Origin of the sequence: Streptomyces albidoflavus (genome assembly GCF_000719955.1) — a bacterium.
In the GTDB taxonomy this organism is placed as follows: domain Bacteria; phylum Actinomycetota; class Actinomycetes; order Streptomycetales; family Streptomycetaceae; genus Streptomyces; species Streptomyces albidoflavus.
In genome coordinates this window covers 423,038-450,001 of sequence record NZ_JOII01000006.1, presented here as the reverse complement: position 1 = coordinate 450,001, position 26,964 = coordinate 423,038, and the positions used below count along the sequence as shown (strand labels likewise).

The 26,964-nt window shown below is 74.4% G+C and carries 26 protein-coding genes and 1 riboswitch; of the genes, 11 read left to right on the top strand and 15 right to left on the bottom strand.

Features of this window, described 5'->3' with window-relative positions:
- Nucleotides 1-362 precede the first annotated feature (362 nt).
- Nucleotides 363-1,550, bottom strand: coding sequence for an NAD(P)/FAD-dependent oxidoreductase (locus IF45_RS0109815; protein WP_030306826.1), 1,188 nt, complete (start codon nt 1,548-1,550; stop codon nt 363-365).
- 92 nt (nt 1,551-1,642) lie between these two features.
- Nucleotides 1,643-1,754, top strand: a riboswitch (TPP riboswitch).
- A 70-nt stretch (nt 1,755-1,824) separates the two neighbouring features.
- Here IF45_RS0109815 and thiO point away from each other — a divergent pair.
- The 5 genes from thiO (at nt 1,825) to IF45_RS0109790 (ending at nt 7,064) form a co-directional block, all read left to right on the top strand.
- Nucleotides 1,825-3,051 carry a glycine oxidase ThiO gene (thiO, locus tag IF45_RS0109810; RefSeq protein ID WP_030306824.1) on the top strand — a complete coding sequence of 409 codons (1,227 nt, stop codon included), beginning with the start codon at nt 1,825-1,827 and terminating at the stop codon, nt 3,049-3,051.
- On the top strand, nt 3,048-3,284 hold the full coding sequence (gene thiS / locus IF45_RS0109805) for a sulfur carrier protein ThiS (protein ID WP_003947605.1): 237 nt from the start codon (nt 3,048-3,050) through the stop codon (nt 3,282-3,284). Before thiO ends, thiS begins: the two co-directional genes overlap by 4 nt.
- A gap of 2 nt (nt 3,285-3,286) precedes the next feature.
- The gene (locus tag IF45_RS0109800; RefSeq protein WP_008410424.1) at nt 3,287-4,081 is read left to right on the top strand and encodes a thiazole synthase; all 795 of its coding nucleotides are present in this window, start codon (nt 3,287-3,289) and stop codon (nt 4,079-4,081) included.
- Nucleotides 4,082-4,195: 114 nt separating this feature from the next.
- A complete protein-coding gene (gene pknB, locus IF45_RS0109795; RefSeq protein ID WP_370443946.1) occupies nt 4,196-6,130 on the top strand; it encodes a Stk1 family PASTA domain-containing Ser/Thr kinase in 1,935 nt (644 codons plus the stop codon).
- Nucleotides 6,131-6,197: 67 nt separating this feature from the next.
- Entirely contained in the window at nt 6,198-7,064 is an 867-nt protein-coding gene (locus IF45_RS0109790) for a deoxyribonuclease IV (RefSeq protein WP_003947608.1), read from the top strand.
- Nucleotides 7,065-7,090: 26 nt separating this feature from the next.
- Here the strand turns inward: IF45_RS0109790 and IF45_RS0109785 are convergent, their stop codons facing one another.
- On the bottom strand, nt 7,091-7,714 hold the full coding sequence (locus tag IF45_RS0109785; protein WP_003947609.1) for a sulfite oxidase-like oxidoreductase: 624 nt from the start codon (nt 7,712-7,714) through the stop codon (nt 7,091-7,093).
- Nucleotides 7,715-7,870: 156 nt separating this feature from the next.
- Here IF45_RS0109785 and bfr point away from each other — a divergent pair, with 156 nt between their 5' ends.
- The gene (gene bfr, locus IF45_RS0109780; RefSeq protein ID WP_008410429.1) at nt 7,871-8,350 is read left to right on the top strand and encodes a bacterioferritin; all 480 of its coding nucleotides are present in this window, start codon (nt 7,871-7,873) and stop codon (nt 8,348-8,350) included.
- A 19-nt stretch (nt 8,351-8,369) separates the two neighbouring features.
- Here bfr and IF45_RS0109775 read toward each other — a convergent pair whose 3' ends face one another.
- Together IF45_RS0109775 and IF45_RS0109770 are read right to left on the bottom strand one after the other, a co-directional pair.
- Nucleotides 8,370-8,609 (bottom strand): (2Fe-2S)-binding protein, encoded by a 240-nt coding sequence (locus tag IF45_RS0109775; RefSeq protein WP_003947611.1) that lies wholly within the window; start codon nt 8,607-8,609, stop codon nt 8,370-8,372.
- Between the two features lie 437 nt (nt 8,610-9,046).
- Entirely contained in the window at nt 9,047-10,366 is a 1,320-nt protein-coding gene (locus IF45_RS0109770; RefSeq protein WP_008410433.1) for a class II 3-deoxy-7-phosphoheptulonate synthase, read from the bottom strand.
- Between the two features lie 153 nt (nt 10,367-10,519).
- Here IF45_RS0109770 and IF45_RS34390 point away from each other — a divergent pair, with 153 nt between their 5' ends.
- Nucleotides 10,520-10,576, top strand: coding sequence for a trp operon leader peptide (locus tag IF45_RS34390; protein WP_107104582.1), 57 nt, complete (start codon nt 10,520-10,522; stop codon nt 10,574-10,576).
- A 95-nt stretch (nt 10,577-10,671) separates the two neighbouring features.
- Nucleotides 10,672-12,603, top strand: coding sequence for an anthranilate synthase family protein (locus IF45_RS0109765; protein ID WP_030306820.1), 1,932 nt, complete (start codon nt 10,672-10,674; stop codon nt 12,601-12,603).
- Nucleotides 12,604-12,651: 48 nt separating this feature from the next.
- On the opposite strand, the gene IF45_RS0109760 is transcribed toward IF45_RS0109765, so the two are convergent.
- From IF45_RS0109760 to IF45_RS0109745, 4 genes are all read right to left on the bottom strand, one after another.
- Nucleotides 12,652-13,656, bottom strand: coding sequence for a 2-hydroxyacid dehydrogenase (locus IF45_RS0109760; protein ID WP_003947614.1), 1,005 nt, complete (start codon nt 13,654-13,656; stop codon nt 12,652-12,654).
- 56 nt (nt 13,657-13,712) lie between these two features.
- The gene (locus tag IF45_RS0109755) at nt 13,713-14,384 is read right to left on the bottom strand and encodes a response regulator (protein ID WP_044474559.1); all 672 of its coding nucleotides are present in this window, start codon (nt 14,382-14,384) and stop codon (nt 13,713-13,715) included.
- A gap of 38 nt (nt 14,385-14,422) precedes the next feature.
- Nucleotides 14,423-15,658 (bottom strand): MacS family sensor histidine kinase, encoded by a 1,236-nt coding sequence (gene macS / locus IF45_RS0109750; RefSeq protein WP_003947616.1) that lies wholly within the window; start codon nt 15,656-15,658, stop codon nt 14,423-14,425.
- A gap of 90 nt (nt 15,659-15,748) precedes the next feature.
- Entirely contained in the window at nt 15,749-16,537 is a 789-nt protein-coding gene (locus IF45_RS0109745) for a lysophospholipid acyltransferase family protein (protein WP_003947617.1), read from the bottom strand.
- Between the two features lie 226 nt (nt 16,538-16,763).
- Here IF45_RS0109745 and IF45_RS0109740 point away from each other — a divergent pair, with 226 nt between their 5' ends.
- Nucleotides 16,764-17,552 carry an alpha/beta hydrolase gene (locus IF45_RS0109740; protein WP_030306819.1) on the top strand — a complete coding sequence of 263 codons (789 nt, stop codon included), beginning with the start codon at nt 16,764-16,766 and terminating at the stop codon, nt 17,550-17,552.
- Nucleotides 17,545-18,159 (top strand): hypothetical protein, encoded by a 615-nt coding sequence (locus IF45_RS0109735; RefSeq protein WP_003947619.1) that lies wholly within the window; start codon nt 17,545-17,547, stop codon nt 18,157-18,159. The genes IF45_RS0109740 and IF45_RS0109735 overlap by 8 nt, the downstream gene beginning before the upstream one ends.
- 30 nt (nt 18,160-18,189) lie before the next feature.
- On the opposite strand, the gene IF45_RS0109730 is transcribed toward IF45_RS0109735, so the two are convergent.
- The 6 genes from IF45_RS0109730 to IF45_RS0109705 form a co-directional block, all read right to left on the bottom strand.
- Nucleotides 18,190-18,981 carry an endonuclease/exonuclease/phosphatase family protein gene (locus IF45_RS0109730; RefSeq protein ID WP_370443945.1) on the bottom strand — a complete coding sequence of 264 codons (792 nt, stop codon included), beginning with the start codon at nt 18,979-18,981 and terminating at the stop codon, nt 18,190-18,192.
- Nucleotides 18,982-19,350: 369 nt separating this feature from the next.
- Nucleotides 19,351-20,292 carry an ROK family glucokinase gene (locus IF45_RS0109725; protein ID WP_003947621.1) on the bottom strand — a complete coding sequence of 314 codons (942 nt, stop codon included), beginning with the start codon at nt 20,290-20,292 and terminating at the stop codon, nt 19,351-19,353.
- An 80-nt stretch (nt 20,293-20,372) separates the two neighbouring features.
- Nucleotides 20,373-20,861: a DUF5304 domain-containing protein gene (locus IF45_RS0109720; protein ID WP_030306816.1), complete on the bottom strand. Its 489-nt coding sequence runs from the start codon at nt 20,859-20,861 to the stop codon at nt 20,373-20,375.
- Between the two features lie 76 nt (nt 20,862-20,937).
- Entirely contained in the window at nt 20,938-22,128 is a 1,191-nt protein-coding gene (locus tag IF45_RS0109715; protein WP_030306815.1) for an ArsA family ATPase, read from the bottom strand.
- A 47-nt stretch (nt 22,129-22,175) separates the two neighbouring features.
- Nucleotides 22,176-22,622 (bottom strand): SRPBCC family protein, encoded by a 447-nt coding sequence (locus IF45_RS0109710; RefSeq protein ID WP_003947624.1) that lies wholly within the window; start codon nt 22,620-22,622, stop codon nt 22,176-22,178.
- A 149-nt stretch (nt 22,623-22,771) separates the two neighbouring features.
- Nucleotides 22,772-23,542: a metallophosphoesterase family protein gene (locus IF45_RS0109705; protein ID WP_078842858.1), complete on the bottom strand. Its 771-nt coding sequence runs from the start codon at nt 23,540-23,542 to the stop codon at nt 22,772-22,774.
- A 279-nt stretch (nt 23,543-23,821) separates the two neighbouring features.
- On the opposite strand from IF45_RS0109705, the gene IF45_RS0109700 reads away from it, so the two are divergent.
- The gene (locus IF45_RS0109700; RefSeq protein WP_003947626.1) at nt 23,822-25,618 is read left to right on the top strand and encodes an AMP-dependent synthetase/ligase; all 1,797 of its coding nucleotides are present in this window, start codon (nt 23,822-23,824) and stop codon (nt 25,616-25,618) included.
- Between the two features lie 90 nt (nt 25,619-25,708).
- Here the strand turns inward: IF45_RS0109700 and IF45_RS0109695 are convergent, their stop codons facing one another.
- Nucleotides 25,709-26,851, bottom strand: a complete 1,143-nt coding sequence (locus IF45_RS0109695) for a glycosyltransferase family 4 protein (protein ID WP_010637350.1) — start codon at nt 26,849-26,851, stop codon at nt 25,709-25,711.
- Nucleotides 26,852-26,964: the final 113 nt, after the last annotated feature.

The window sequence follows — 26,964 nt, the reverse complement described above, 5'->3', positions numbered from 1 at the left end:
GCAAACTGCACACACGGCCGCCATACTCCAATTGACCCCGCACCCTGCAGTTTGTGAGGAGGTACCCCGGCGCGGCCCCACCCCACCCACGCACCGGAGGAACCGCGAACCCCTACAGCCCGGCCGGCGATTGAGGCCAGTCTTTGACCGGCACGGTCACGGCCGGACAGGTCGGGGCGGAGCCCAGCCAAGAACCAGCCCGGCCGGCGCTTGAGGCCACCTTCCGAGCCCGGCCGGCGCTTGAGGCCGCCTTTCAAGCCCGGCCGGCGCTTGAGGCCATCCTTTGAGCCCGGCCGGCGATTGAGGCTGATCGGTGACCGGCACCGGCAGCTCCAGAGGCGGCGCAGCCGGGAGGTGGGGGGTCAGGCCGTGGTCGACTTGAGGGGGACGGTGGGGTCGGCGACGCGGGAGGGGGCCAAGGGGGCGCCGGAGGCGATGAGTTTGCGGCCCTGGGTGAGGTCACGGGGGCGCCCCACGGTGAGGACGGCGCGCAGCGCCCCCGCAGGGGAGAGCCAGCAGAGGGACCAGGCGGCCGCGTGGGGGTCGCCCCGGTGGACGAGGCGGTCCTCGGGCGCGTGGTGGCCGGCGTACTGGACGAAGCGGCCGAACTGCTCGGACCAGAAGTAGGGCACGGGGTCGTAGGGGGCGGGCTCCTGCCCGGTGAGGGCGGCGGCCACGGTGCGGGGTCCCTGGAGGGCGTTGTCCCAGTGGTGGACGAGGAGGCGGCGCCCGTACCGCGCCGAGGGGAAGGAGGCGCAGTCCCCGACCGCGTAGACGTCGGGGACGGAGGCCCGCAGCAGCCCGTCCGCCAGGACGGCCCCGTGGGCGTCGAGGGCGATGCCGGAACCGGCGAGGAACCCGGTGGCGGGCCGCGCCCCGATCCCGACGACGACGGCGTCGGCGGGCAGCAGCCGCCCGTCGGCGAGCCGCACCCCGTGGTCCTCGACCCGGGAGACGGCCACGCCGGTGAGCAGCTCGACGCCCTGCTCGGCGTACCAGGCGGCCATCGGCTCGGCCGCCTCCGCGGGCAGCGCCCCGGCGAGCGGCCGCTCGGCGGCCTCCACGACGGTGACGTGGCACCCGGCCTCCCGCGCCGCGGTGGCGAACTCGGCGCCGATCCAGCCCGCGCCGACCACGACGACGGTGCGCCGGTCGGCGAGGACGGGCCGCAGCCGGGTGGCGTCGTCGAGGGTGCGCAGCAGGTGGACGGCGGGGTGGTCCTGGGTGCCGGGGAGGGCGAGGGGTTCGGCGCCGGTGGCGAGGACGAGGGCGGTGTACGGGACGGGGCCCGCGTCGGTGTCGACCAGGTGCGCGGCGGGGCGGACCCCGGTGACGGCGACGCCGAGCCGCAGCCCGATGCCGAGCCCCTCGAAGTCCACGTCGAAGGCGGAGCCCTCGGCGGTGCCGAGCAGGACGGCCTTGGAGAGCGGCGGCCGGTCGTAGGGCGGATGGGGTTCGGCGCCGAGCAGCGTCACCGGGCCCTCGTACCCCTGTTCGCGCAGCGCCACCGCCGTCTGCACCCCGGCCATGCCCGCGCCGACGACCACCACGCCGGGATCTTCCTGCTGCGTCTCGCTCACCGGGCCACTGTAGATCTCCGGGCGGGCGGCGGGGCGGGCCGGGCAGGGGTCTAGGCTGGCCGCAGACCAATCGCGGGAGTCCGGCGGACCGGGCTGAGAGGGAGGCTGCGGCCTCCGACCGTACGTACCTGATCCGGGTCATGCCGGCGAAGGGAGGGGCTGGGAGCCCATGGACAGCAGCAGCCACAGCAGTAGCGACAGCAGGGTTGACGAGGGGACGGGTGCGGCCACGTCCGGGGCTCCGGTGGGGCCCGGGGCCGTGCCCGCCGCCGAGGTCGCGGGGGCGACGGCGGCGTACGCGGCGGGTGGGGGGCGGGACGTCGTGGTGGCCGGTGGCGGGATCGTCGGGCTGGTCACGGCGTGGCGGGCGGCCCAGCGGGGGCTGACGGTGACCGTGGTGGACCCGGCTCCGGGCGGCGGCGCGGCTCAGGTCGCGGCGGGGATGCTGGCGGCCGTGACCGAGCTGCACTTCGGCGAGGAGCGGCTGCTGGCGCTGAACCTGGCGTCGGCCGAGCGCTATCCGGCCTTCGCGGCGGAGCTGGCGGAGGCGAGCGGGCAGGAGCTGGGGTACCGGCGCTGCGGCACGCTGGCGGTGGCGCTGGACGCCGACGACCGGGCGTATCTGCGGGAGTTGCACGCGTTGCAGCTCCGGTCGGGGCTGGAGTCGGAGTGGCTGTCGGGCCGGGAGTGCCGGCGGCTGGAGCCGATGCTGGCGCCGGGGGTCCGGGGCGGTCTGCGGGTCGACGGGGACCACCAGATCGATCCGCGGCGGCTCGCCTCGGCGCTGGTGACCGCGTGCGAGCGGGCCGGAGTGGTCTGGTGCCGGTCCACCGCCGGGCGGCTGGTGGTGCGCGGTGGCCGGGCGGTGGGCGTGGAGCTGGCCGACGGCTCGCTCGTGGAGGGCGGGCAGACGGTGCTGGCGGCGGGGAGCCGCAGCGGGCTGCTGGCGGGGCTGCCCGAGGAGGTGGCGGTTCCGGTGCGGCCGGTGAAGGGCCAGGTGGTGCGGCTGGCGGTGCCCGAGGCGTACCGGCGCGGCGCGGCGTTCCTCGGCCGGACGGTGCGGGCGGTGGTGCGCGGCAGCCACGTGTACCTGGTGCCCCGGGAGAACGGCGAGCTGGTGATCGGGGCGACCACCGAGGAGCTGGGCTGGGACACCACGGTGACCGCCGGCGGCGTCTACGAGCTGCTGCGGGACGCCCACGAGCTGGTGCCGGGCCTGACCGAGCTGCCGTTCACCGAGGTGCGGGCGGGGCTGCGGCCGGGCTCGCCGGACAACGCGCCGCTGCTGGGGCCGACCGCCCTGCCGGGGCTGCACCTGGCCACCGGCCACCACCGGAACGGGGTACTGCTCACCCCGGTGACCGGAGACGTCCTGGCGGACGTGCTGACCACGGGCGAGCTGCCCGGGTACGCGGACGCCTTCACCGCGCGGCGGTTCGAGGCCGCGCCCGTCCAGGAGGGGGCCCGATGACGGCCGAGGGCACGAGGAGCGAGGCGGGGACGTACGCCGTCTCCGTCAACGGCGAGCGGCGTGAGCTGGCCGCCGGGACGACGCTGGAGGCGCTGGTGGCGGAGTTGACCTCGGCGCCGCGCGGGGTGGCGGCGGCCGTCAACGAGGCCGTGGTGCCGCGCGGGGCGTGGACCGCGACCGTGCTCGGCGAGGGTGACCGCGTCGAGGTGCTCACCGCTGTGCAGGGAGGCTGACCGTGGCGGACGACACGTTCACGATCGGGGGGACCGAGTTCGGCTCCCGGCTGATCATGGGGACCGGCGGGGCGCCGAGTCTGGAGGTGCTGGAGCGGGCGCTGACCGCCTCGGGCACCACGCTGACGACGGTGGCGATGCGGCGGCTGGACCCGGGGGTGGCCGGTTCGGTCCTCTCGGTGCTGGAGCGCCTGGCGATCCAGGTGCTGCCCAACACCGCCGGCTGCTACACGGCGGGCGAGGCGGTGCTCACCGCCCGCCTGGCCCGCGAGGCGCTCGGCACCGACCTGGTGAAGCTGGAGGTCGTCGCCGACGAGCGGACCCTGCTGCCGGACCCGGTGGAGACGCTGGAGGCGGCCGAGGTGCTGGTCGACGACGGGTTCACGGTGCTGCCGTACACCAACGACGACCCGGTGGTGGCGCGGCGCCTGGAGGAGGCGGGGTGTGCGGCGGTGATGCCGCTGGGCTCGCCGATCGGGTCGGGGCTCGGCATCCGCAACCCGCACAACTTCGAGCTGATCGTCGAGCGGGCCCAGGTCCCGGTGATCCTCGACGCGGGCGCGGGGACCGCCTCGGACGCGGCGCTGGCGATGGAGCTGGGGTGCGCCGGTGTGATGCTCGCCTCGGCGGTGACCCGGGCGCAGGAGCCGGAGCTGATGGCCTCGGCGATGCGGCACGCGGTGGAGGCGGGCCGCCTGGCGTACCGGGCGGGGCGCATCCCGCGCCGCCACTTCGCGCGGGCGTCGTCGCCGGTGGAGGGCGTGGCGCGCCTCGATCCTGAGCGCCCCGCGTTCTGACCGGGCGGTCGCCGGGACGGGGACGGCCGCACGGCGGTGACCAGGGCGTCACAGCTTGGCTGCGGTCGGTTCCGGAGTCTTCGGCGGGTCCGCGTGGCTCGTAGACTCCGGGGCGTGGATACGCCGCTTCCCGACACTTCGCCCCGGCCCGCGGGCACCGCCCCGCTGGGGCTGGTGCTCGACGGGCGCTACCGCGTCGACGCGCTGATCGCCGTCGGCGGCATGGCCACGGTCTACCGGGCCCTGGACACCCGCCTGGACCGGGTGGTGGCGCTCAAGGTGATGCATCCGGAGCTGGCCGCCGACGCCTCCTTCGTGGAGCGCTTCATCCGCGAGGCCCGCTCGGTGGCCCGCCTCTCCCACCCCAACGTGGTCGGCGTCTTCGACCAGGGCGCGGAGGGCGCGTACGTCTATCTGGCGATGGAGTACGTGCCGGGGTGCACCCTGCGGGACGTGCTGCGGGAGCGGGGCGCGCTGACGCCGAGGGCGGCGCTGGACGTGCTGGAGCCGGTGCTGGCGGCGCTCGGCGCGGCCCACCGGGCCGGGTTCGTGCACCGGGACATGAAGCCGGAGAACGTCCTGATAGGCGACGACGGCCGGGTGAAGGTCGCCGACTTCGGCCTGGTCAAGGCCGTGGACACGGTGACGAACACCACGGGCGCGGTGCTGGGCACGGTCTCGTACCTGGCGCCGGAGCAGATCGAGCAGGACGACGTCGCCGACGCCCGCGTGGACGTGTACGCCTGCGGGGTGGTGCTCTACGAGATGCTGACCGGCGGGCGCCCGCACTCCGGGGACTCCCCGGCGCAGGTCCTGTACCGGCACCTGAACGAGGACGTGCCGCCGCCGTCGGCGGCCGTGCCGCACCTGGGTCCGGAGCTGGACCGGCTGGTCGCGGTGGCCACCTCGCGGGCGCCCGAGGGCCGGCCCGAGGACGCGGTGGCCCTGCTGGCACTGGCCCGGGACGCGCGGGCGGCGCTGGACGACGCGGCGCTGGACGCCGTGCCCCCGGCGGCGCTGGAGGGCGACCGCAGCATCGCGGAGGACCGGACCAGCGTCATCCCCCGTTTCTCGACCCCGGCCCGGCCCACCGACAACGACGGCGTGCAGCGCACCAGCGTGCTGGCCGCCGCCCCGCCGGAGCCCCCGGCCCCGCGCCGCCGCCTGGGCAACCGGCGCAAGGGCGGGCTGGCGGCGCTGGTCGCGGTGCTGCTGGTGCTCTGTGTGGGCGCGGGCGTCTGGTACATCAACTCGGGGCAGTTCACGCGGGTGCCGCCGCTGCTGGCCAAGACCGAGGACGAGGCGCGGCAGCGGCTGGCGGACGCCGGGCTGAAGGTGGGCGGCGTCGACAAGGCGTACAGCGACACGGCCGACCGGGGCACGGTGACGAAGACCGACCCGGGCACCGGCGAGCGGGTGCGGGGCAACGGCTCGGTGAACCTGACCGTCTCGCTCGGCCCGCGCAAGGTGACGGTGCCCCGGGTCGAGGGGATGGCACTGGACAAGGCCAAGGCGCGGCTGCGGGACGCCGGGCTGGAGCCGGGGATGGTGACCCGGGCGTTCAGCGACTCCGTCGCCAAGGGCGAGGTGGTCAGCACCGACCCGTCCGCCGGGACCGAGCGGCGCGGCGGCTCGGCCGTGGCGCTGGTGGTCAGCAAGGGCGCGCCGGTGGAGGTGCCGGACGTGGCGGGCTCCTCGCTCCAGAAGGCGACCGAGGCGCTGAAGGAGGCCGGGCTGAAGGTGAGCACCGCCGACGAGCGGATCTTCTCCGAGCACGAGAAGGGGGCGGTGGCGGCCCAGTCGCCGAAGCCCGGGACGGAGCTGGCCAAGGGCGGCGAGGTGGAGCTGACGCTCTCCAAGGGCCCGGACCTGGTCGAGGTCCCGGACGTGACCGGGCAGAAGGAGGACGAGGCGCGGAAGACGCTGGAGGGCGCCGGGTTCAAGGTCGACGTCTCCCGCTGGTTCTTCGGCGACACGGTGTGGGACCAGTCGGTCGAGGGCGGCGAGACCGCTCCGCGCGGATCGGAGATCACCATCCGGGTCCGCTGACCTCAGGGTTCCGGGGCCTCAGGGCCGTTCGGCGGGCAACGCTCCCCGCCGTGCGACCCTTGACCTCGTGAACAAGAGCAGCATCGGTGCCCACATCCCCGTCGCGGGCGGCCTCGCGAAGACCGGCCTCGCCTACGCCCAGGACCTCGCCGCCGAGGCGGTGCAGGTCTTCGTCGCCAACCCGCGCGGCTGGGCGACCCCCGCCGGCGACCCGAAGCAGGACGAGGAGTTCCGCCGGCTCTGCGCCGAGCGGGAGATACCGGCGTACGTGCACGCGCCGTACCTGATCAACTTCGGCTCGCACACCGAGGCGACCGCCGCGAAGTCGGTGGACTCGCTGCGGCACTCGCTGCGCCGGGGGCGGGAGATCGGCGCCCTCGGCGTCGTCGTGCACACCGGTTCGGCGACCGGCGGGCGCTCCCGCGAGACGGCGCTGGCCCAGGCGCGTGAGCTGATGCTGCCGCTCCTGGACGAGCTGGGCGACGAGGACCCGTACCTGCTGCTGGAGTCGACGGCCGGGCAGGGCGCCTCGCTCTGCGCCGAGGTCGCCGACTTCGGCCCGTACTTCGACGTGCTGGAGCGGCATCCGAAGCTCGGCGTCTGCCTGGACACCTGCCACATCCACGCCGCCGGCCACGACCTGGCGGCGCCGGGCGGGGTGAAGGAGACGCTGGACGCGCTGGTGGCCACGGTCGGCGAGGGCCGGCTGCGGCTGATCCACGCCAACGACTCCAAGGACGTCGCGGGCGCCCACAAGGACCGGCACGAGTCGATCGGCTCGGGCTCGATCGGCGCGGACCCGTTCGGCGAGCTGCTGGGCCATCCGGCGGTGGCCGGGGTGCCGCTGGTCATCGAGACGCCGGGCGGCAAGGAGGGCCACACCGCGGACGTGGCCCGGCTCAAGGAGCTGCGGGACGCGGCGCAGGGCGGCTGAGGGCGGGGCACCCCCCGGACGAGCCCCTACAGCCCGGGGCCGTCCCCCGGTTCCTCCTGGTAGGAGTAGCGCTGCTCCCGCCAGGGGTCGCCGGTGTTGTGGTAGCCGCGCTCCTCCCAGAAACCGCGCCGGTCGGCGGTCATGTACTCGATGCCGCGCACCCACTTGGGGCCCTTCCAGGCGTACAGGTGGGGGACGATCAGGCGGAGCGGGAAGCCGTGTTCGGCGGTGAGGAGTTCGCCGTCCTTGTGGGTGGCGAAGACGGTGCGCTCGTCGAGAAAGTCGCTGAGCCTCAGGTTGGAGCTGAAGCCGTACTCGGCCCAGACCATGACGTGGGTGACGTGGCCGGCCGGGGGCGCGGCCTCGGCGACGGTGCGGGCCAGCACCCCGCCCCACTCGGCGTCGAGCATGCTGAACTTGGTCACGCAGTGCAGGTCGGCGACGACGGTGGTGTACGGCAGGGCGGTGAACTCGTCGTGCGTCCAGGTGTGCTTGCCCTGCTCGGCGGTGGCACCGAAGACCCGGAACTCCCAGCGGTCGGGGCGGAAGCGCGGCACGGGCCCGTAATGGGTGACCGGCCACCCGCGCTGGAGCCGCTGTCCGGGAGGGAGCTGTGGCTGCTGCGCCTCGCGGCTTTCCGGCTGTCCCATGCCTTCCATCCTGACAGACCCGGGCAGCCGGAAATGACCAGGGCGGTCCCGATTCGGGCATCTGCCACTAAGCCTGCACTTACTGGACCAGGGGTCACGGCTTTGCGAGGATGCGCGCATTCCTGCCCCGTCCGCACCCTGGAAGGAGCCCTTGCCATGCAGGGCGATCCCGAGGTCATCGAGTTTCTCAACGAGCAGCTGACCGCCGAGCTGACGGCGATCAACCAGTACTGGCTGCACTACCGGATCCAGGACAACAACGGCTGGTACAAGCTGGCCAAGTACACGCGTGCCGAGTCCATGGACGAGATGAAGCACGCGGACAAGCTCACCGAGCGCATCCTCTTCCTGGACGCCCTCCCCAACTACCAGCGGCTCTTCCACGTCCGGGTGGGCCAGACGGTCACGGAGATGTTCGAGGCGGACATGCAGATCGAGCTGGAGGCGGTGGACCGGCTCAAGCGGGGCATCGAGGTGATGCGGTCCAAGGGCGACCACACCTCGCGGCGGCTCTTCGAGGAGATCCTGGAGGACGAGGAGCACCACATCGACTATCTCGAAGCGCAGTTGGCGATCATCGAGAAGATGGGTGAGGCGCTGTACATCGCCCAGCAGATCGAGCAGCCCGACAGCTGAGCGGTACGGACCGCCTGGCTCAGGCCGCCTCGTCCAGCGGCGCGGCGCTCCCGGCGACGGCCCGGCACCCCGCGGCATGGCGGCGGGGGGCGGCGCCCCGGCCCAGCAGGGCCTGGATGCGGCGGACGCAGGAGCCGCAGTCGGTCCCGGCCTTGCAGGCGGAGGCGATACTGCGCGGCGTCCCGGCGCCCGCGGCCGCACGCGCCCTGACTTCTTCCTCGGTGATGCCGAAGCAGGAGCAGACGTACACGCGGTTCACCTCCCCGGAGATACGGCGGTCGGACGGCCCTGAACCGACCGATCGAACCGACCCTTCGGTGAGGCTAACCTAACCTTACCCACCACGCGATACACGGGACACCCCGGGTACACCGGTGGGGCGCGGATCACAGCCCGACCCGCGCCCCACTCCCCCACAACCACTTCCCCGCGGCCGACACAGTTCCAGCCCGGCCGCCACACCCAGCCCGGCCGGCGTCTGAGGCCACACTTCAAGCCCGGCCGGCGTCTGAGGCCGCAGTTCAAGCCCGGCCGGCGTTTGAGGCCATCTTTGACCGGCACGGTCCGGACGAAGCAGACCCACCTCAGCCCGGCCGGCACTTGAGGCCAACCAAGCCCGGCCGGCGCTTGAGGCCACCCCACAGACGGGCGTGGGGCCCAGCCGAAGCCGAGCCCCACGCGAAACCGGACCGGAGGTCACTGCCCCCGGTACATCTCCGCCACCAGGAAGGCGAGGTCCAGCGACTGACTCCGGTTGAGCCGGGGGTCGCAGGCCGTCTCGTACCGCTGGTGAAGGTCGTCGACGAAGATCTCGTCCCCGCCCCCGACGCACTCGGTCACGTCGTCACCGGTCAGCTCGACGTGAATCCCACCGGGGTGCGTCCCCAGCTCCTTGTGGACCTCGAAGAACCCCTTGACCTCGTCGAGCACGTCGTCGAAGCGCCGGGTCTTGTGGCCGGAGGCGGCCTCGAAGGTGTTCCCGTGCATCGGGTCGGTGACCCAGACCGGCTGGGCGCCGGAGGCGGTGACCTTCTCCACCAGGGTGGGCAGCCGGTCGCGGATCTTGTCCGCGCCCATCCGCACGATGAAGGTGAGCCGTCCGGGCTCCCGCTCCGGGTCGAGACGCTCGATGTACTCCAGCGCCTCCTCCGGGGTGGTGGTGGGGCCGAGCTTGATGCCGATCGGGTTGCGCACCTTGGAGGCGAACTCGATGTGGGCGCCGTCCATCTGCCGGGTGCGCTCACCGATCCACACCATGTGGCCGGAGACGTCGTACAGGTGGCCGGTGCGCGAGTCGGTGCGGGTCAGCGCCGTCTCGTAGTCGAGGAGCAGCGCCTCGTGGGAGGCGTAGAACTCGACGGTGCGGAACTCCTCCGGCTCGGCGCCGCAGGCCCGCATGAAGCTCATCGCGTTGTCGATCTCGCGGGCGAGCTTCTCGTACCGCTGGCCGGACGGGGAGGACTTCACGAAGTCCTGGTTCCAGGCGTGCACCTGGCGCAGGTCGGCGTAGCCGCCGGTGGTGAAGGCGCGCACGAGGTTCAGCGTGGAGGCGGAGGCGTGGTACATCCGCTTGAGGCGCTCGGGGTCGGGGACCCGGGCCGCCTCGGTGAAGTCGAAGCCGTTGACGGAGTCGCCCCGGTAGGTGGGCAGCGTCACGCCGTCGCGGGTCTCGGTGGGCTTGGAGCGCGGCTTGGAGTACTGGCCGGCGATGCGGCCGACCTTCACCACCGGTACGGAGGCGGCATAGGTAAGGACGGCGCCCATCTGGAGGAGCGTCTTGACCTTGGCGCGGATGTCGTCCGCGCCCACGCCGTCGAAGGACTCCGCGCAGTCGCCGCCCTGGAGGAGGAACGCCTCGCCCCGGGCGACGGCACCGAGACGGGCCCGCAGCTGGTCGCACTCGCCCGCGAAGACGAGCGGCGGGAAGGACTCCAGCTCCGTGACCACCCGCGCCAGGGCTTCCTGGTCGGGATACTCGGGCTGCTGCGCGGCAGGCAGGGTTCGCCAGGACGGCACACGGGCAGCTGAGTTCTCAACAGTCGATGTCACGAGAGTCAGGGTACGGCCTCGGCCCGGGGCGTCCGGCGCCCTGCCCACAGTGTGGGACGAGCGACACACTGCCACGCAAGTGCACCCCGTGGCGGTGGCGGGTGCGCTACGATCCGCCCCATGACTGCGCAGCAGACCCAGAACTGGTGGTGGACCGCTCATCCGGCGGCCCGCTGACTGACGCGCTCAGACTTCACCCAGGCCGCCCCGAGGGGCGGCCTTCCGCATGTCCGGGGCCGTTCCTCCCACCTCATCCGAGGAAAGGAACCCCCTTGTCCCCGACATCGCCCACCCCGCCCGAGGCCCCCTTCGACCTGTCCCGGCTGACCGCGCCGGGCGCCCCGCCCTTCGCCCTGCTGCGGCGCTCCGCCCCCGGCCTCGACGGGCGGACCGTGGAGGTGCTGACCGGACCGGTGCGTGAGGTGGACCACCTCGCGGACCTGCCCGTGGACGAACGCCCCGCCCTCGCCCTGGTGCCCTTCCGGCAGATCCGCGAACGCGGCTTCGACGTGCGGGACGACGCGACCGGGCTGGTGGTGCTGCACGCCGACGCGGTGCACCGGATGCCGGTGGAGGAGGCGCTGGCCGCCCTTCCCGCTCACCCGGTGGAGGTGGCGGACGGCGGCTTCGACCTGGGCGACGGGGCGTACGAGGAGGTGGTCCGCCGGGTCGTCGCGGACGAGATCGGCGGCGGTGAGGGCGCCAACTTCGTGATCAGCCGCACCTGGGAGGGGAGGATCGAGGGGTACGCGCCCGCCGACGCGCTGGCCCTCTTCCGCCGCCTGCTGGACCAGGAGCGGGGCGCCTACTGGACGTACGTCGTGCACACCGGCGAGCGGACCCTGGTCGGGGCCAGCCCGGAGGTGCACGTGCGGATGTCGGGCGGCGGCCGGGACGAGGCGGGCGGCACGGTGGTGATGAACCCGATCAGCGGGACCTACCGCTACCCGGCCGAGGGCCCGACGGCACAGGGGCTGCTGGACTTCCTCGACGACGCCAAGGAGCGCGACGAGCTGTCGATGGTGGTCGACGAGGAACTGAAGATGATGTGCGCCGTCGGCGACCTCGGCGGGGTGGTGGTCGGCCCCCGGCTGAAGGAGATGGCACACCTGGCGCACACCGAGTACGAACTGCGCGGCCGCTCCACCCTGGACGTGCGCGAGGTGCTGCGGCAGACCATGTTCGCGGCGACGGTGACCGGCTCGCCGGTGCAGAACGCCTGCCGGGTCATCGAACGGTACGAGCCGGGCGGGCGCGGCTACTACGCGGGCGCCCTCGCCCTGCTCTCCGCCGACGCCTCGGGCGCCCAGAGCCTGGACTCGCCGATCCTCATCCGCACCGCCGACGTCGACGCCGCCGGGCTGGTCAAGGTCCGGGTCGGCGCCACCCTGGTCCGGGGCTCGGACCCGGCGGGCGAGGTCGCCGAGACGCACGCCAAGGCGGCGGGGGTGCTGGCGGCGCTCGGGGTGCGGCCGGCCAGGCCGAAGGCGGGTCCGGCGCCGGTGCGGTTCGCCGACGACATCCGGGTGCGGGCGGCGCTGGACGCCCGCCGCGAGCGGCTCTCCCCGTTCTGGCTGCGGATGCGCGAGCCCGTGGCGCCGGTGGCCGGGGAGGCGCTGGTGGTGGACGCCGAGGACACCTTCACCTCGATGCTGGCCCATGTGCTGCGGGCGGCGGGGCACCGGACGACGGTGCGCCGGTTCGACGAGCCGGGGCTGCGCGAGGCGGTGGCGGCGCACCGGGGGACGGTGGTGCTCGGCCCCGGTCCCGGCGACCCCTCGGACCCGGCCGATCCCCGGATGCGGCTGCTGCGCGAGGTGACGGCGGACGTGCTGGACGCGCGGCACGGCGGACGCGGGGTGCTCGGGGTCTGCCTGGGCCATGAGCTGATCGCCGCCGAACTGGGGCTGCCGCTGGTCCGCAAGCGGGTGCCGTACCAGGGGGCGCAGGTGGCGATCGATCTGTTCGGGCGGTGGGAGACGGTCGGCTTCTACAACAGTTACGTGGCCTCCTGCGACGACGAGGCGGCCACGGAGCTGGCGGCGCACGGGGTCGAGGTGAGCCGGGACGCGGCCGGGGAGGTGCACGCGCTGCGCGGGCCGGGGTTCGCCTCGGTGCAGTTCCACCCGGAGTCGGTGCTGTCGCTGCGCGGCCCGGCGCTGGTGGCCGAGCTGCTGGCGGGGGTGCCGGTCCAGGCGGGCTGAGGCGGCCGGGGCCGGGGGCCGCCCCACGGTGGCGGCCCCCGGCACGGGTCAGCGCGGCGGGAGGGCCGGGACCAGGACGTTCTCGCTGCGGCGTCCGGCGACGTAGTCGCGGACGTTGCGGACGGTGGTGTCGATGATCTCGGTGACGGCGTCCTCGGTGTAGTACGCCTGGTGCGAGGTGACGACGACGTTGGGGAAGGTCATCAGGCGGGCCAGCACGTCGTCGGTGACCACGTCGAGGGACTTGTCGTAGAAGAAGAGCCCGGCCTCGGCCTCGTAGACGTCGAGGCCGACGCCGAGGAGGCGGCCGGCGCGCAGGACGTCGACCAGGGCGCGGGTGTCGACGAGGCCGCCCCGGCTGGAGTTGACGAGGATCGCGTCGTCCTTCATCAGGTCGAGGGCGTGGGCGTCCACGAGGTGTTCGGTGGCGGGCAGCAGCGGGACGTGCAGGCTGACCACGTCGGCCTCGCGGAACAGCTCCTCGCGCTCGACGTAGCGCATGCCGAGTTCGCGGCAGGCGGGGTTCTCCGCGATGTCCCAGCCCAGCAGGTTCATCCCGAAGCCGTGGGCGATCCGGGTGAACGCCTCGCCGATGCGGCCGGTGCCGATCACGCCGACGGTGCGGCCGCGCAGGTCGCGGCCCATCAGCCCCTCCAGCCGGAAGTCGAAGTCGCGGGTGCGGTTGGCGGCCCGGACGATGCGCCGGTTGACGGCCATCGCGAGGGTCCAGGCGAACTCGGCGACGGAGTACGGCGAGTAGGAGGAGACCCGGGCGACGGTCAGGGCGAGGCGTTCGGCGACGTCGAGGTCGATGTTGTTGAAGCCGGTGGAACGCTGCGCGATGAACTGGGTGCCGCCCGCCGCCAGGGTCTGGAGCACGGGGCCGCCGAGGTCGGCGTTGACGCTGGTGGAGATGGCCTCGTAGCCGCGGGCGATGGCGGCGGTGTCCCGGTTGAGGAAGACGTCGACGCAGCGCACCTCGTGCTCGCCCGCGAAGGCCCGTTCGATCAGCGGCCGCTCGTCGTCCTGCACGCCGAATGCCAGGATCTCCACGCCGTCTCCCCGGGTCGCTGGGCTGGTGGGCCGCCTCAGCGTGAGGATACGGCGGGTCAGCGCTCCGCGCCCGGGGTCCCCTCGGCCTCGTCCTCCTCGTCGAGCCCGGCCTCGATGGCGTACCGGACCAGTTCGACGCGGTTGTGGAGCTGGAGCTTGCCGAGGGTGTTCTGCACGTGGTTCTGGACGGTGCGGTGCGAGATGACGAGGCGCTCGGCGATCTGCTTGTAGCTGAGCCCCTTGGCGACCAGCCGCAGCACCTCCGTCTCGCGGGCGGTCAGCCGGGGCGCGTCGGGCTTGCCCCGGGTGGGGGCGGGTCCGGCGGCCAGTCTTCGGTACTCGCCGAGGACGAGCCCGGCCAGGCCCGGGGTGAAGACGGCGTCACCGCGGGCGGTGCGGTGGACGGCGTCGATCAGCTCCTCGGTCCCGGCGGACTTCACCAGGTAGCCGGTGGCCCCGGCCTTGACCGCCTCCAGCACGTCGGTGTGCTCACCGCTGGCGGAGAGGACCAGCACCCGGGGCCCGTCCTCGCCCGCGACCTCCTGGCAGACCCGGGCACCGGGCAGCCCCGGCAGGTTCAGGTCGAGGACCAGCACGTCGGGCCGGGTGGCCCGGGCCCGGCGGACCGCCTGCGGCCCGTCCCCGGCGGTGGCCACCACCGCGAACCCGGCCTCGGCCAGGTCCCGGGCGACCGCGTCCCGCCACATCGGGTGGTCGTCGACCACCATGACCCGCACCTGCTCGCCCGGCGCCTGCTCCTCGGTCGTCACTGCGTCCCCTCCCCCGTCCGGGCCGGGTACCGGCGGCCCGTCGCCGCCTCCCCGCCGCCCTGGTCCTGCTTCGGTACGGTCAGCTCCACCTCGGTGCCCTGCCCCGGCACCGAGACCAGCTCGGCGGTGCCGCCGAGGTCGCGCAGGCGGCCCCGGATCGACTGGGCCACGCCGAGCCGCCCCTCCTCTGCCGCCTCCGCCAGCCGCCCCTCGGGGATGCCGGGCCCCTCGTCGCGCACGGAGACCAGCACCTGGTCCGGCTCGTCCTCCACCAGGACCCAGGCGCGGGCGCCGGGGCCGACGTGGGTGCGGACGTTGTCCAGGGCGGCGCCGACGGCGGCGGCCGTCTCGCGGGCGGCGTGCGGGGCCAGCTCCACCGGGGTGCCGGGGCCGGAGAGGGTGACGCGGGCGTCGGCGTACCGGCCGAGCAGCGCCATCAGGTCCTGGGGCCGCGTGTCGTCCTCGGGCGCGGCGTCCGGACCGGCCGCCGTACGCGGCTCCGGGACCGGGCCCTGGGTGATCAGGCGGCGCAGCGCGGCCTCCTGCTCGCCGGCGAGGCGGCCGAGTTCGGCGGCCTCGCCGCCCACCGCGGTGCCCCGGCGCTGGACCATGGCGAGGACCTGGAGGACCCCGTCGTGGATGTCGCGGGCGAGGCGTTCGCGTTCTCGGGTGGCGGCCTGGATCTCCAGGGCGCGGGCGAGGGTGCGCTCGGAGGCGCGGGCCACCTCGACCACGTAGCCGATGGCGATGGCGGCGACCCAGACCAGCAGCACGTTGTGGAGGGTGTTGGGGCTGGCCTCGCCGCGCTGGGCGAGGTTGGCGGCGCCGACCAGGGTGGAGGCGGCCGCCGCCCAGCGCCAGCCGCCCTTGAGCGCGCAGGCGAGGACGGCCCCGGCGGTCCAGATGGAGGGCAGCGTCGGGCCGTCGGCGGCGTGCCGGCCGGCGCCGTCGGCGAGCGGGGTGAGCAGGATGCCGGCCAGTGCGAGGCCGGTGTCCACGGCGAGGAAGGGGCGGGTGCAGCGGGCGGCGCCGGTGAAACGGGGCAGCGTCGCCAGCGTCCACACCAGCAGGACCGCGAGGTAGCCGAAGGCCACCTGGGGGCGCTCGTAGGAGTCGCGGGCGACGACGGCGATGGCGACCGCGTAGACGGCGGTGAGCGCGCGGTACGCGGTCAGCGCGCGCCACAGCGGTTGCTCCACCGACATGCTCATCGCGGCCGCCTCACGTCTCATCCCCGGGCCCCCGTCTCCCGGCCGCCCGGACCGGCGGCCTCTTCCGCCGACAAAAGTAACCGGAAACGGGGTGCGGGCGCGGCGGAGGTCTCAGGCGGCCCGGCCGCTGTCGTCCTGCTCGCGGGCGGTGGCGGCCTTGGCGGCGGCCTTCTCCGCCTTGGCGATGGCCTTCTCCTCCTCGGCCCGCTTCTTGGCGTCCTCGGCCATCTGCCGCTTGGCGACGGTGGCGTAGACGTCCACGTACTCCTGGCCGGAGAGCTTCATGATCTCGTACATGACCTCGTCGGTCACCGCGCGCAGCACGAAGCGGTCGTGGTCCATGCCCTCGTAGCGGCGGAAGTCCAGCGGCTTGCCGATGCGGATGCCGGGGCGCATCAGCTTGGGGCGGACCTGGCCGGGGGGCTGGATCTTCTCGGTGTCGATCATGGCGACGGGGATGACGGGGGCGCCGGTGGCCAGCGCCACCCGGGCGAGGCCGCCGGGCTTGCCTCGGTAGAGGCGGCCGTCCGGGGAGCGGGTGCCCTCCGGGTAGATGCCGAACAGCTCGCCGCGCTCCAGCACCTCGATGCCGCTGCGGATGGCGGCCTCGCCGGCGCCCCGACCGCCGGAGCGGTCGACGGGGAGCTGGCCGACGCCCTTGAAGAAGGCGGCAGTCATCCGGCCCTTCACGCCCGGCGTGGTGAAGTACTCCGCCTTGGCGATGAAGGTGACCTTCCGGTCGAGCATCGTCGGCAGGAAGAAGGAGTCGGAGAACGACAGGTGGTTGCTGGCGAGGATCGCCGGACCGTCGGCGGGGATGTTCTCGATGCCCTCCACCCACGGCCGGAAGGCGACCTTCAGCGGCCCACCGATGACGACCTTCATGGCTCCGTAGATCAAGGGTCTTCCTCCTGCCGGGTATGTCGCCAGAGACCTTAACCCGTGGCGGGCGCGGTGCCCTCCTCGGCAGCGGCCGGCCGGCGGTGGCCGCGGGACGTCACGGAACCTGGTCGGTACAGGCCCGGTCGCGTACGGTGAAGACCACACCAGCCCGCACCGGCGGCGGCCGCGACGCCCCCTCCGGAGCCGTCTGCCCCCGTCCGCGCCTCACGAACGGAGACCGAAGGTGCCGGTCCTGCCTGGAGCCGAACCGTACCGCCACGACGGCGGCCCCACGGGTGTCCTCCTCTGCCACGGCTTCACCGGAACACCCCAGTCGATGCGCCCCTGGGCCGAGGACCTCGCCGCCCGCGGCCACACCGTCTCCCTGCCGCTCCTCCCCGGCCACGGCACCCGCTGGGAAGACCTCCAGCTCACCGGCTGGCAGGACTGGTACGCGGAGGTCGACCGGGCCCTCGGCGAACTCCTGTCCCGCTGCGAGCGGGTCCACGTCGCCGGGCTCTCGATGGGCGGCGCGCTGGCCCTGCGGCTGGCCGCCCGGCACGGGGACGCGGTCCGCGGCGTGGTCGTCGTCAACCCGGCCAACAAGGTGCACGGCCTGAGCGCCTACGCGCTGCCCGCCGCCCGCCACCTGGTGCGCACCACCAAGGGCCTGGTCTCCGACATCGCCCTGGAGGGCTCCGAGGAGGTCGGCTACCACCGGGTGCCGCTGCACGCCGCGCACTCCCTGCGGAACTTCTTCCGGCTGGTCGACGCGGAGCTGCCGCAGGTCACCCAGCCGCTGCTGCTCCTGCGCAGCCCCCGCGACCACGTGGTGCCGCCCGCCGACTCGGCGCGGGTGCTGGGCCGGGTCTCCTCGCGGGACGTGACGGAGATCCTGCTCCAGAACAGCTTCCACGTGGCGACACTGGACCACGACGCCCCGCGCGTCTTCGAGGAGACCGCCGCCTTCCTCGCCCGCACCGGGGCGGACGGGGCGGACAGCAGGCCGGAAGGGGAGGCCGTCAGTGGCTGAACAGGGCGCGGGCCGCGAGGAGAACTGCGAGCCCGACGAGCAGAAGCCCCCGCTGGACGAGAAGGCCGCCTGGGAGGCGATCGTCGCCGGGTACGGCGACGAGCCGGCCGACCCGCCGGGAGCCCGGCCCTTCAAGTCGGTCGAGGAGATGGCCGACCTGGACCGCGAGCTGCCGTCCGTCACCCCGGACCCGGCCGGTGGCACCGACACCCTGGAGCCGGAGCGCCCGCCGCTGGGCGGCTCGGTCTCCTTCGCGCCGGGCATCGGGCCGCGCGACTACCGGCTCGCCGAGGAGAACACCCCGGCGGGCAAGGACGGCAAGGGCGCCAGGAAGGGCGGCGCCGCCGAGGACGACGACGAGGGCCACTTCGTGCCGCCCGAGCCGCCGCCGCTGCCGGAGGCCGACACCACGACCCGCTTCGCCTGGGTGGCCGTCCTCGGCGGCCCGCTGCTGCTGCTCCTCGCGGTCCTGCTGGACTGGGACATGACCTGGTGGCTGACGACGCTCGGCGTCGGCGGCTTCCTCGGCGGCTTCGCCACCCTGGTCGTCCGCATGAACGACGGCGACGAGGACGAGGACGACCCGGGGCGCGGGGCCGTGGTCTGACGGGCGCGGGCCGGCGGGCAGGGCCCGGGCTCAGCGCCCGGTGCCCGGCACCCGCAGGGCCGCCAGCACCGGCAGGTGGTCGGTGGCCCGGACCAGGTCGTCCTCGGTGAACGGCGGTACGCCCGGAGCGGCCGTGCCCGGCGCCGGGACCCCGCAGCCCAGCACCTCGATGCCCGGGGTGGCGAAGACCGCGTCGATCCGCTGGTGCGGGTCGGCCGGGGTCGAGGTGTACTCGCCGCCCCAGGGCCGTACCGCCCAGCCGTCCTGGAGCTCCGCGGCCAGCCGCCGGAAGGTGCGGCCCTTGGGGCGCTCGTTGATGTCGCCCCCGGCCACGGCGTGCTCGACCCCCAGCGCCGCCAGCCGCTCCAGCACCATCCCGCCCTGCGCGTACCGCTCGTCCTTCTGCAGGCTCAGGTGGCAGCTGAGCACCCCGAGCCGGACCGTCCCGAACCGCACCACCGCCGTGGAGAAGCCGCGCCGGTGCAGTCCCGGGGTGAGCGGCAGCAGTTCGTCGTGGACCGACTCCACGGTGGCCCGCAGCGAGCAGAGCAGCGCCGGACCGGCCGCCGGCGCCCCGCCGCCCAGGACGACGAGCCCGGAGGCGGCCGCCAGCCGCCCCAGCGGTTTGCGCCAGCGGAAGAACCGGGGCGCCTCCTGCACCAGGACGAGGTCGGGAGCACAGGCCCGCACCACACGCGCGACGGCCGCCGGATCGTCCCTCAGCGACCGCACGTTGTAGCTGAGCACCCGCACCACGACGTCCCCGCCCACCCGCCCGGAGGCAGGCAACTCCCCCGGCCCGACCCGCACCATGTCGACCATCCCCCCAAATTAACCGCCCCCCACCACCTCAGCCTCCCCCACCGAGCCGAGCGAGTCGCACCCCACCGCACGGCCCCCGGGAACGGCCACATCTCCAGCCCACCGGCACTCCTCAAGCCCGGCCGGCGCTCTCCCAGCCCGGCCGGCGTTTGAGGCCATCGGTGACCGGCACTCGACACCCCACAGTCCGGCAGATCCCAGCCCGGCCGGCGCTTGAGGCCACATTCCAAGCCCGGCCGGCGCTTGAGGCCATCGGTGACCGGCGCCGATAGCCGGACCGCACCCGACCGAAGCCCGGCCGGCGCCCGAGGCAAAAAAAGGGGGCCCGGCCCACCGGGCCGAACCCCCAAGAACGAGCCGGCCCCCGGCTCAGCCCTGTCGAGCAAGGTCGGCCGCACCGACCAGCCCAGCCTTCCCGCCCAGCTGGGCGGCGAGCACCTGCGCATGGGGCCGCCAAGCCCCACCGATGAGCCACCGCCGGAACGACTTCCGGATCGGGTCGAGCACCAGCTCCCCCTCGTCGGAGACCCCCCCACCGACGATGAACGCCGACGGGTCGAAGAGCGAGGCGAGATCGGCCAGCCCGGCCCCGGCCCACCGCGCCAGCTCCCGGAACGAGTCGACGGCGACAGGATCCCCCTGCCGCGCGGCCTCCGAGACGTGCTTCCCCTGGATCCCCTCGGTGGTCCCGTCCCCGAGCGACAGCAGCAGCACCGCGTTCTCGGGCGTGGCCGCCGCCCGCTGTCGCGCGTACCGCACGAGGGCCCGCCCGGAGGCGTACTGCTCCCAGCAGCCCTGGCTGCCGCAGCCGCAGAGCAGCCCGTCGGGGACGACGCGGATGTGGCCGAACTCGGCGGCGACGCCGAACCGGCCGCGGCGCAGCTTGTTGCCGATGATGATGCCGCCGCCGAGGCCGGTGCCGAGCGTGATGCAGATGACGTCGTCGTGGCCCTTGCCCGCGCCGAAGCGGTACTCGCCCCAGGCGGCGGCGTTGGCGTCGTTCTCGACGACGACGGGCAGGCCGACGCGCTGCTCGACCTTGTCCTTGAGCGGCTCGTGGCGCCAGTCGATGTTGGGCGCGAAGAGGACCGTGGCGCGCTTGTCGTCGACGTATCCGGCGGCGCCGATGCCGACGGCCTCGATCTCGTGACCCTCGCGGGCCCCTTCGACCGCGGAGGCGATGGCGTCCACGATGGCCTCGGCGGTCGCAGGTGTCGGCACCGTGAAGGTGTTGAGGATCGCGCCCTCCTCGTCCACGACTCCGGCCGCGATCTTCGTGCCGCCGATGTCGACGCCGATGGTCAGTCCCATGTGTCCCTCAGTTCAGGTCGAGCCCCGCTGCGGGCCACGGTACCCGAGGGGCGGGCGTCGTCCGGGAGTTCGGGACGGGTTCAGTCGAGGTCGATGTGTTCGGCGGGGCCGGGGTCCTCGTCGTCCGGGCGGCCGCCGGGGCGTGCCTCGCCGGTGGGCTCCTCGGGCTTGCGCGGCGGCGGGGTGGCGGCGCCGGTGCCCTTGGTCCAGCCGCTCTCCTGCTTCTCGACGGCGGAGCGGTAGGCGGCGAGGAGTTCGGAGCCGGCGGCGGCGAGGTGGCCGAAGACCTCCGGGTTGCGGGCGATGACCGGTTCGGCGGCGGCGCGGGCCTGCCGTACGGCCTCTTCGGCGCCCTGGACGGCGGCGCCGAGGAGGTTGCCCTCGGCGAGCTTGCCGGTGACGGCCTCCATCAGCTTGCGCAGTTCCTCGGCGGCGGAGCCGGGCGGGGTGCCGTACCGGGCGCGGCGGCGCTCCCGCTCGGCGGCGAGGTCCTCGGCGCACGCCTGCCCCCAGGCGTCCTCGTCGGCGCCGGGTCGGTCGGTTCCGGGGCGCTCGGTGGCGTCGCTCATGGGCCAGCTCCTGCGGCGGGTGAAGGGAGGGGTACTCCCTTCCGACGGTACCGGAACGGCGGCCTCGGTACGGGGTTCAGCGGCCCTGCGGCCACTGGGCGGGGTCGGGGGCGAAGCGGACGGTGAGCGCCCCGTCGCGCAGGGCGGCCCCGGCGACGGTGCAGCGGCGCAGGGCGGCGGGGAGCGGCAGGATGCGGCGGAACGGTCCCGCGGTGACGACCAGTTCGTCGGAGCGGCGGACCAGGTCGAGCTGGTCGCGGGTGGCGCCGGGCAGCTCCAGCCGCCACAGCAGCACCCCGTCCTCGGCGAGCCGGTCCTCGACGCGCGGTCCGGCGGCGGCGGGTACGGGTCCGGGCGCGGGCACGCCGAGCGCGTCCAGGTCCTCGGGGCCGCGCGGGTCGTGGCCGAGGTGCGGGACGCGGACGGCCGGGCCGCCGGGGTCCTGGTCCCAGGCGTCGAGGGTCTTGGCCTGCTGGGCGAGGAGCGGCGCGGCCCAGGCTCCGGCGCCCTCGGCGGGCAGCACCCGGTTGGCGAGGACGGGGCCGGCGGGCAGGGCGTGCAGGGCGAGGGCGGTGCGGGCCTCGCGGAGGGCGTCGGCGCCGGCGGGGCCGGGTTCGGCGACGAGGGTGACGCTGGTGCCGGGCCTGGTCAGGGCGGCCTGGGCGGCGGCCAGCTCGGTGTCCCAGCGGGCGGCGGCCGCGTACAGGCCCTCGCCGGGGAGCGGGAGTCCGGCGAGGCGGCCGAGGAGGGGGCGCAGGGCGCGGGCGGCCTGGCGTTCGGCGGGCAGCAGCCGGGCGAGGTAGCGGCGGAGTTCGCCGGGGAGGGAGAGCAGGGCCAGCGCGCGGGGGGCGGCGGGCAGGTCGACGACGACGAGGCCGGGGCGGGCGGGGTCGCCGTCGGGGAGGGCGGCCAGTTCGCGCAGGGCGCGGAGCAGGGCGAGTTCCTCGGCGCCGGGGAGCGGGGTGAGTTCGTCGGCGGCCAGCGGGGTGGCGCCGAGCGCGTCCAGGGCGGTGGCGGCGCGTTCCTGGAGGGCGAGGAGGTCGGCGCGGAGCCGGTCGGCGGCGTCCAGGCGCAGGGCGTGCAGGCCGGGGGCGGCCTCGACGGACGCGGGGCCGAGCGGGGTGCCGAGGGCGGTGCCGAGGCGGTCGCCGGGGTCGGCGGTGAGCAGCAGGACGCGGGTGCCGGTGCGGGCGGCGGCCCGGGCGGTGGCGGCGGCGAGGGTGGTGCGGCCCGCGCCGCCGGGTCCGGTGACGAGGACCGTGCGCACGGTCGTCCTCCCTGTTCGGGGGTGGTGCCCCGGGTGGGGCGGGCGGGTCAGGCGTCCGGGTGGGACTCGACGCGCTTCTTCAGCCCGGCGAGGGCGCGGTCGATGATGACCTTCTCGGCCTTGCGCTTGATCATGCCGAGCATGGGGATCTTGACGTCGACGGTCAGCTGGTAGGTGACCTCGGTGCGGCCCTCGCCGAGGGCGGCGAGGGTGTAGGAGCCGTCCAGTTCGCGGAGCATCTGCGACTTGACCAGGGTCCAGCGGACCTGGTCGGGGCCGTGCCAGGTGTAGGCGAGGGTGTGGTCGTCCTTGATGGCGCCGGCGTCGAGGACGAGGCGGACCTGTTCGGCGCGGCCCTGGTCGTCGGTGGCGAGGACGTCGGCCTCCTTCACCTCGCCGGTCCACTCCGGGTAGCGGGCGAAGTCGGCGATGACGGCCATGACCTCGGCCGGGGCCGCGTCGATCGTGATGCTAGAGCTGGTGTGTTCCGCCATCGCCGTGGCTCCTCCATGCTGAACGGTGCGGCCGGGCCCGTCCGGGTGCGGCCTCGGCCGGGTGCTGTCGGGCGTCCCGCCGCGTGCAGGCTACCGCGCGCCGGGGTGGGCGAGGTCACGTGGCTCCCCCGGTGCCGGGCGGGGCCGGGTCACCAGGTGAGGGCCCAGGGCTTTCCGGTGCCGGCGAAGTGGCCGACGTTGACGCACTCGGTGGCGCCGATCCGCATCCGGCGGGCCAGCGGCTGGTGGACGTGGCCGAAGAGGGCGTACCGGGGGCGGGTGCGGTGGATGGCGTCGAGCAGGGCGGAGCTGCCGCGTTCGAAGCGGCGGGCGACGGTGTCGTAGAGGAGTTCGGGGACCTGGGGCGGGATGTGGGTGCAGAGGACGTCGACCTCGCCGAGGGCCTCGATCTTGGCGGCGTACTCCTCCTCGGGGACCTCGTAGGGGGTGCGCATCGGGGAGGGGAGGCCGCCGCCGACGAAGCCGAAGACGCGGCCGCCGATCTCGGCGCGGGTGCCGTCGAGGACGGTGGTGCCGGGGCGGGCGTACTCGGGCCACAGGCGGGGCACGTCGACGTTGCCGTAGGTGGCGTAGGTGGGGGTGGGGAAGGCGGCGAAGAGTTCGGCGTACTGGCGGCGGACCGCCGCCTCCAGGGCCTGTTCGCGGTCGATGCCGGCCCACAGGGTGCGCTGGAAGGCGCGGGCCTCCTCGAAGCGGCGGGCGGTGCGCAGCTCGACGACGCGGGTGGCGGCCTCGGCGCCGAACAGGTCGGGGAAGATGCCGCGTGAGTGGTCGCGGTAGTCGAGGAACAGGACCAGGTCACCGAGGCAGACGAGGGCGTCGGCGCCCTCGCCGGCGCGGGCGAGGTCCTTCGCGTTGCCGTGCACGTCGCTGACCACATGAATCCGTGTACCCGCCATGTCTGCCACCCTAGAACCACGGGCCCGTGCCGGGTAGACCCGGCCGGACCTGCGCTTACTTCACAGTGGCAAAGGCGGTGGACTAGGGTGCCCGGAGCATCGCCGCGCCGTGTGATGGATCAGACAGATGTCCGGAACCCCCTATCGGAACCGTCATACCGGTGGGTAACGTCCGGGCAGTCCAGTTGTGCTCACCCCACTGAGCACCTGCCCGTTCTTGGACCGCACCGTCGCATCGCACAGTGTCGTGGCGCCGGCGCCCTATGAGGAGCAGCAGTCTTGCGCGAGTTCAGCCTTCCGGCCCTGTACGAGGTACCAGCGGACGGAAATCTCACCGACATCGTCCGGCGCAACGCGGAGCGGCACCCGGATGTGGCCGTGATCGCCCGGAAGGTGGACGGCGCGTGGGAGGACCTGACCGCCACGGCCTTCCTCGCCGAGGTCCGCGCCGCCGCCAAGGGCCTGATGGCTTCCGGCGTCCAGCCCGGCGACCGGGTGGGGCTGCTCTCCCGGACGCGGTACGAGTGGACGCTGATGGACTTCGCGATCTGGAGCGCCGGCGCGGTCACCGTCCCGGTGTACGAGACCAGTTCGCCGGAGCAGATCGAGTGGATACTCGGTGACTCGGGCGCCGTGGCCTGCGTCGTGGAGACCCCGGCGCACGCCGCCTCGGTGGAGTCGGTCCGGGGCGCGCTGCCCGCCCTCAAGCACGTCTGGCAGCTGGACGCCGGCGGTGTGGCCGAGCTGGAGCGGGCCGGGGCCGGCCTCAGCGACGAGGCGGTCGACGAGCGCAGCGCGCTGGCCGGCGCCGACGACCCGGCGACGATCGTCTACACCTCGGGGACCACCGGCCGCCCCAAGGGCTGCGTGCTGACCCACCGCAGCTTCTTCGCGGAGTGCGGCAACGTGGTGGCGCGGCTCAAACCGCTCTTCCGCACCGGCGAGTGCTCGGTGCTGCTCTTCCTCCCGGTGGCCCACGTCTTCGGCCGGCTGGTGGAGGTCGCGGCGCTGATGGCGCCGATCCGCCTGGGCCTGGTCCCGGACATCAAGCACCTCACCGACGAGCTGGCCTCGTTCCGCCCGACCATGGTCCTGGGCGTCCCCCGCGTCTTCGAGAAGGTCTACAACTCGGCGCGCGCCAAGGCCCAGGCCGACGGCAAGGGCAAGATCTTCGACAAGGCCGCCGACACCGCGATCGCCTACAGCCGCGCGCTCGACACCCCCCAGGGCCCCTCGCTCGGCCTCAAGCTCAAGCACAAGCTCTTCGCCAAGCTGGTCTACAGCAAGCTGCACACGGTCCTCGGCGGCCGCGGCGAGTACGCGATCTCCGGCGGCGCCCCGCTCGGCGAGCGGCTCGGCCACTTCTACCGCGGCATCGGCTTCTCGGTGCTGGAGGGGTACGGCCTCACCGAGTCCTGCGCGGCCACCGCCTTCAACCCGTGGGACCGCCAGAAGATCGGCACGGTCGGCCAGCCGCTGCCCGGCTCGGTGGTGCGCATCGCCGACGACGGCGAGGTCCTCCTCCATGGCGAGCACCTCTTCGACCGGTACTGGAACAACGAGGCGGCCACCCGCGAGGCGCTGGCCGACGGCTGGTTCCACACCGGGGACATCGGCACCCTCGACGAGGACGGCTACCTCGCGATCACCGGCCGCAAGAAGGAGATCATCGTCACCGCCGGCGGCAAGAACGTCGCCCCGGCCGTGATCGAGGACCGCATCCGCGGGCACGCCCTGGTCGCCGAGTGCATGGTGGTCGGCGACGGGCGGCCGTTCGTGGGCGCGCTGGTCACCGTGGACGAGGAGTTCCTGGTGCGCTGGGCGGCCGACCACGGCAAGCCGGCGGGGTCGACGGCGGCCTCGCTGCGGGAGGACCCGGAGCTGCTGGCGGAGATCCAGCGCGCGGTGGACGACGGCAACGCCGCGGTCTCCAAGGCCGAGTCGGTCCGCAAGTTCCGGGTGCTGCCCTCGCAGTTCACCGAGGAGTCGGGCCACATCACGCCCTCGCTGAAGCTGAAGCGCGGCGTGGTCCTGAAGGACTTCGCGGACGAGATCGAGGCGATCTACACCCGCTGACCTCCCGCGCGTGCACGAGACCGAGGGCCCGCCCCCTGCGACAGGGGGGCGGGCCCTCGGCGTACCGGCTCGGGGCTCGGGTCTCGCGGCTCAGAGCAGCGCGCGGAGCCGGTCGGCGAGGAGGTCCCAGCGCCAGGTGGACTCGACCCAGGCGCGGCCGCGTTCGCCCATGGCGGCGCGCAGGGCGGGGTCGGCGAGGAGGGTGGTGAGCCGGTCGGCCACGTCCTCGGGGCGGGTGCCGCGCACCACCCAGCCGGTCTCGCCGTCGAGGACGGCGTCGGGGGCGCCGCCGGAGTCCCCGGCGACCACGGGCAGCCCGGTGGCGGACGCCTCCAGGTAGACGATGCCGAGCCCTTCGACATCCAGGCCGCCGCGCCGGGTACGGCAGGGCATGGCGAAGACGTCGCCCGCGCCGTAGTGGGCGGGGAGTTCGGACCAGGGGACGGGGCCGGTGAAGTGGACGGAGCGTGCCACGCCGGTGGTCTCGGCGAGGGCGCGCAGCTCCTTCTCGTACGGGCCGCCGCCGACGATCAGCAGGACCGCCTCGGGCTGCGCGGCCAGCACCCGGGGCATCGCCTTGATCAGCGTGTCCTGGCCCTTGCGGGGGACCAGGCGGGAGACGCAGACGACGACGGGCCGGTCGGTGAGGCCGAGGCGGGCGCGGACGGCGTCGCCGCCGCTGTCCGGGTGGAAGGTCTTCTCGTCGACGCCCGGCGGCAGGTGCGCCATGCGGGCGGCGGCCTCGGGGGTGAGCGCCCGGGCGATCCGCGAGCGGGTGTACTCGCCGAGGTAGGTGATCGTGTCCGTGGACTGCCCGATCCGTCGCAACAGGCTGCGCGCGCCCGGCAGTTGGGCCCAGCCGGCCTCGTGGCCGTGGGTGGTGGCGACCAGCCGCCCGGCGCCGGCGCGGCGCAGCGCGGGCGCCATCAGCCCGAGCGGGGCGGCGGCGCCGAACCACACGGAGGTGCAGCCGTGCTCCCGGAGCAGCCCGGTGGCGCGCCGGGTGGCGGCCGGGGTGGGCAGCAGCATCGTGGTGCGGTCGCGGACGACGGGGAAGGGCTGTTCGGCGTCGAAGGCGGCGGTGGCCTCGGCGCCCTCCCGCCCGCGCTTCCAGGTGGAGGCGTAGACGACGATCCGGTCCGGGTCCAGGCGCAGCGCCATGTTGTGCAGGAACGCCTGGATGCCGCCGGGGCGCGGCGGGAAGTCGTTGGTCACGATCAGGGTCTTGTCCATCGCGCCCGACAGTACCCAACGGTCCAGGGCGCGGCGCCACGGCCGTGTCCGATGGTGGCCCGGGCGGCCCGAAGGGCATCATGGCTGGTCCCGTACGGCGACGAGGGGACGCG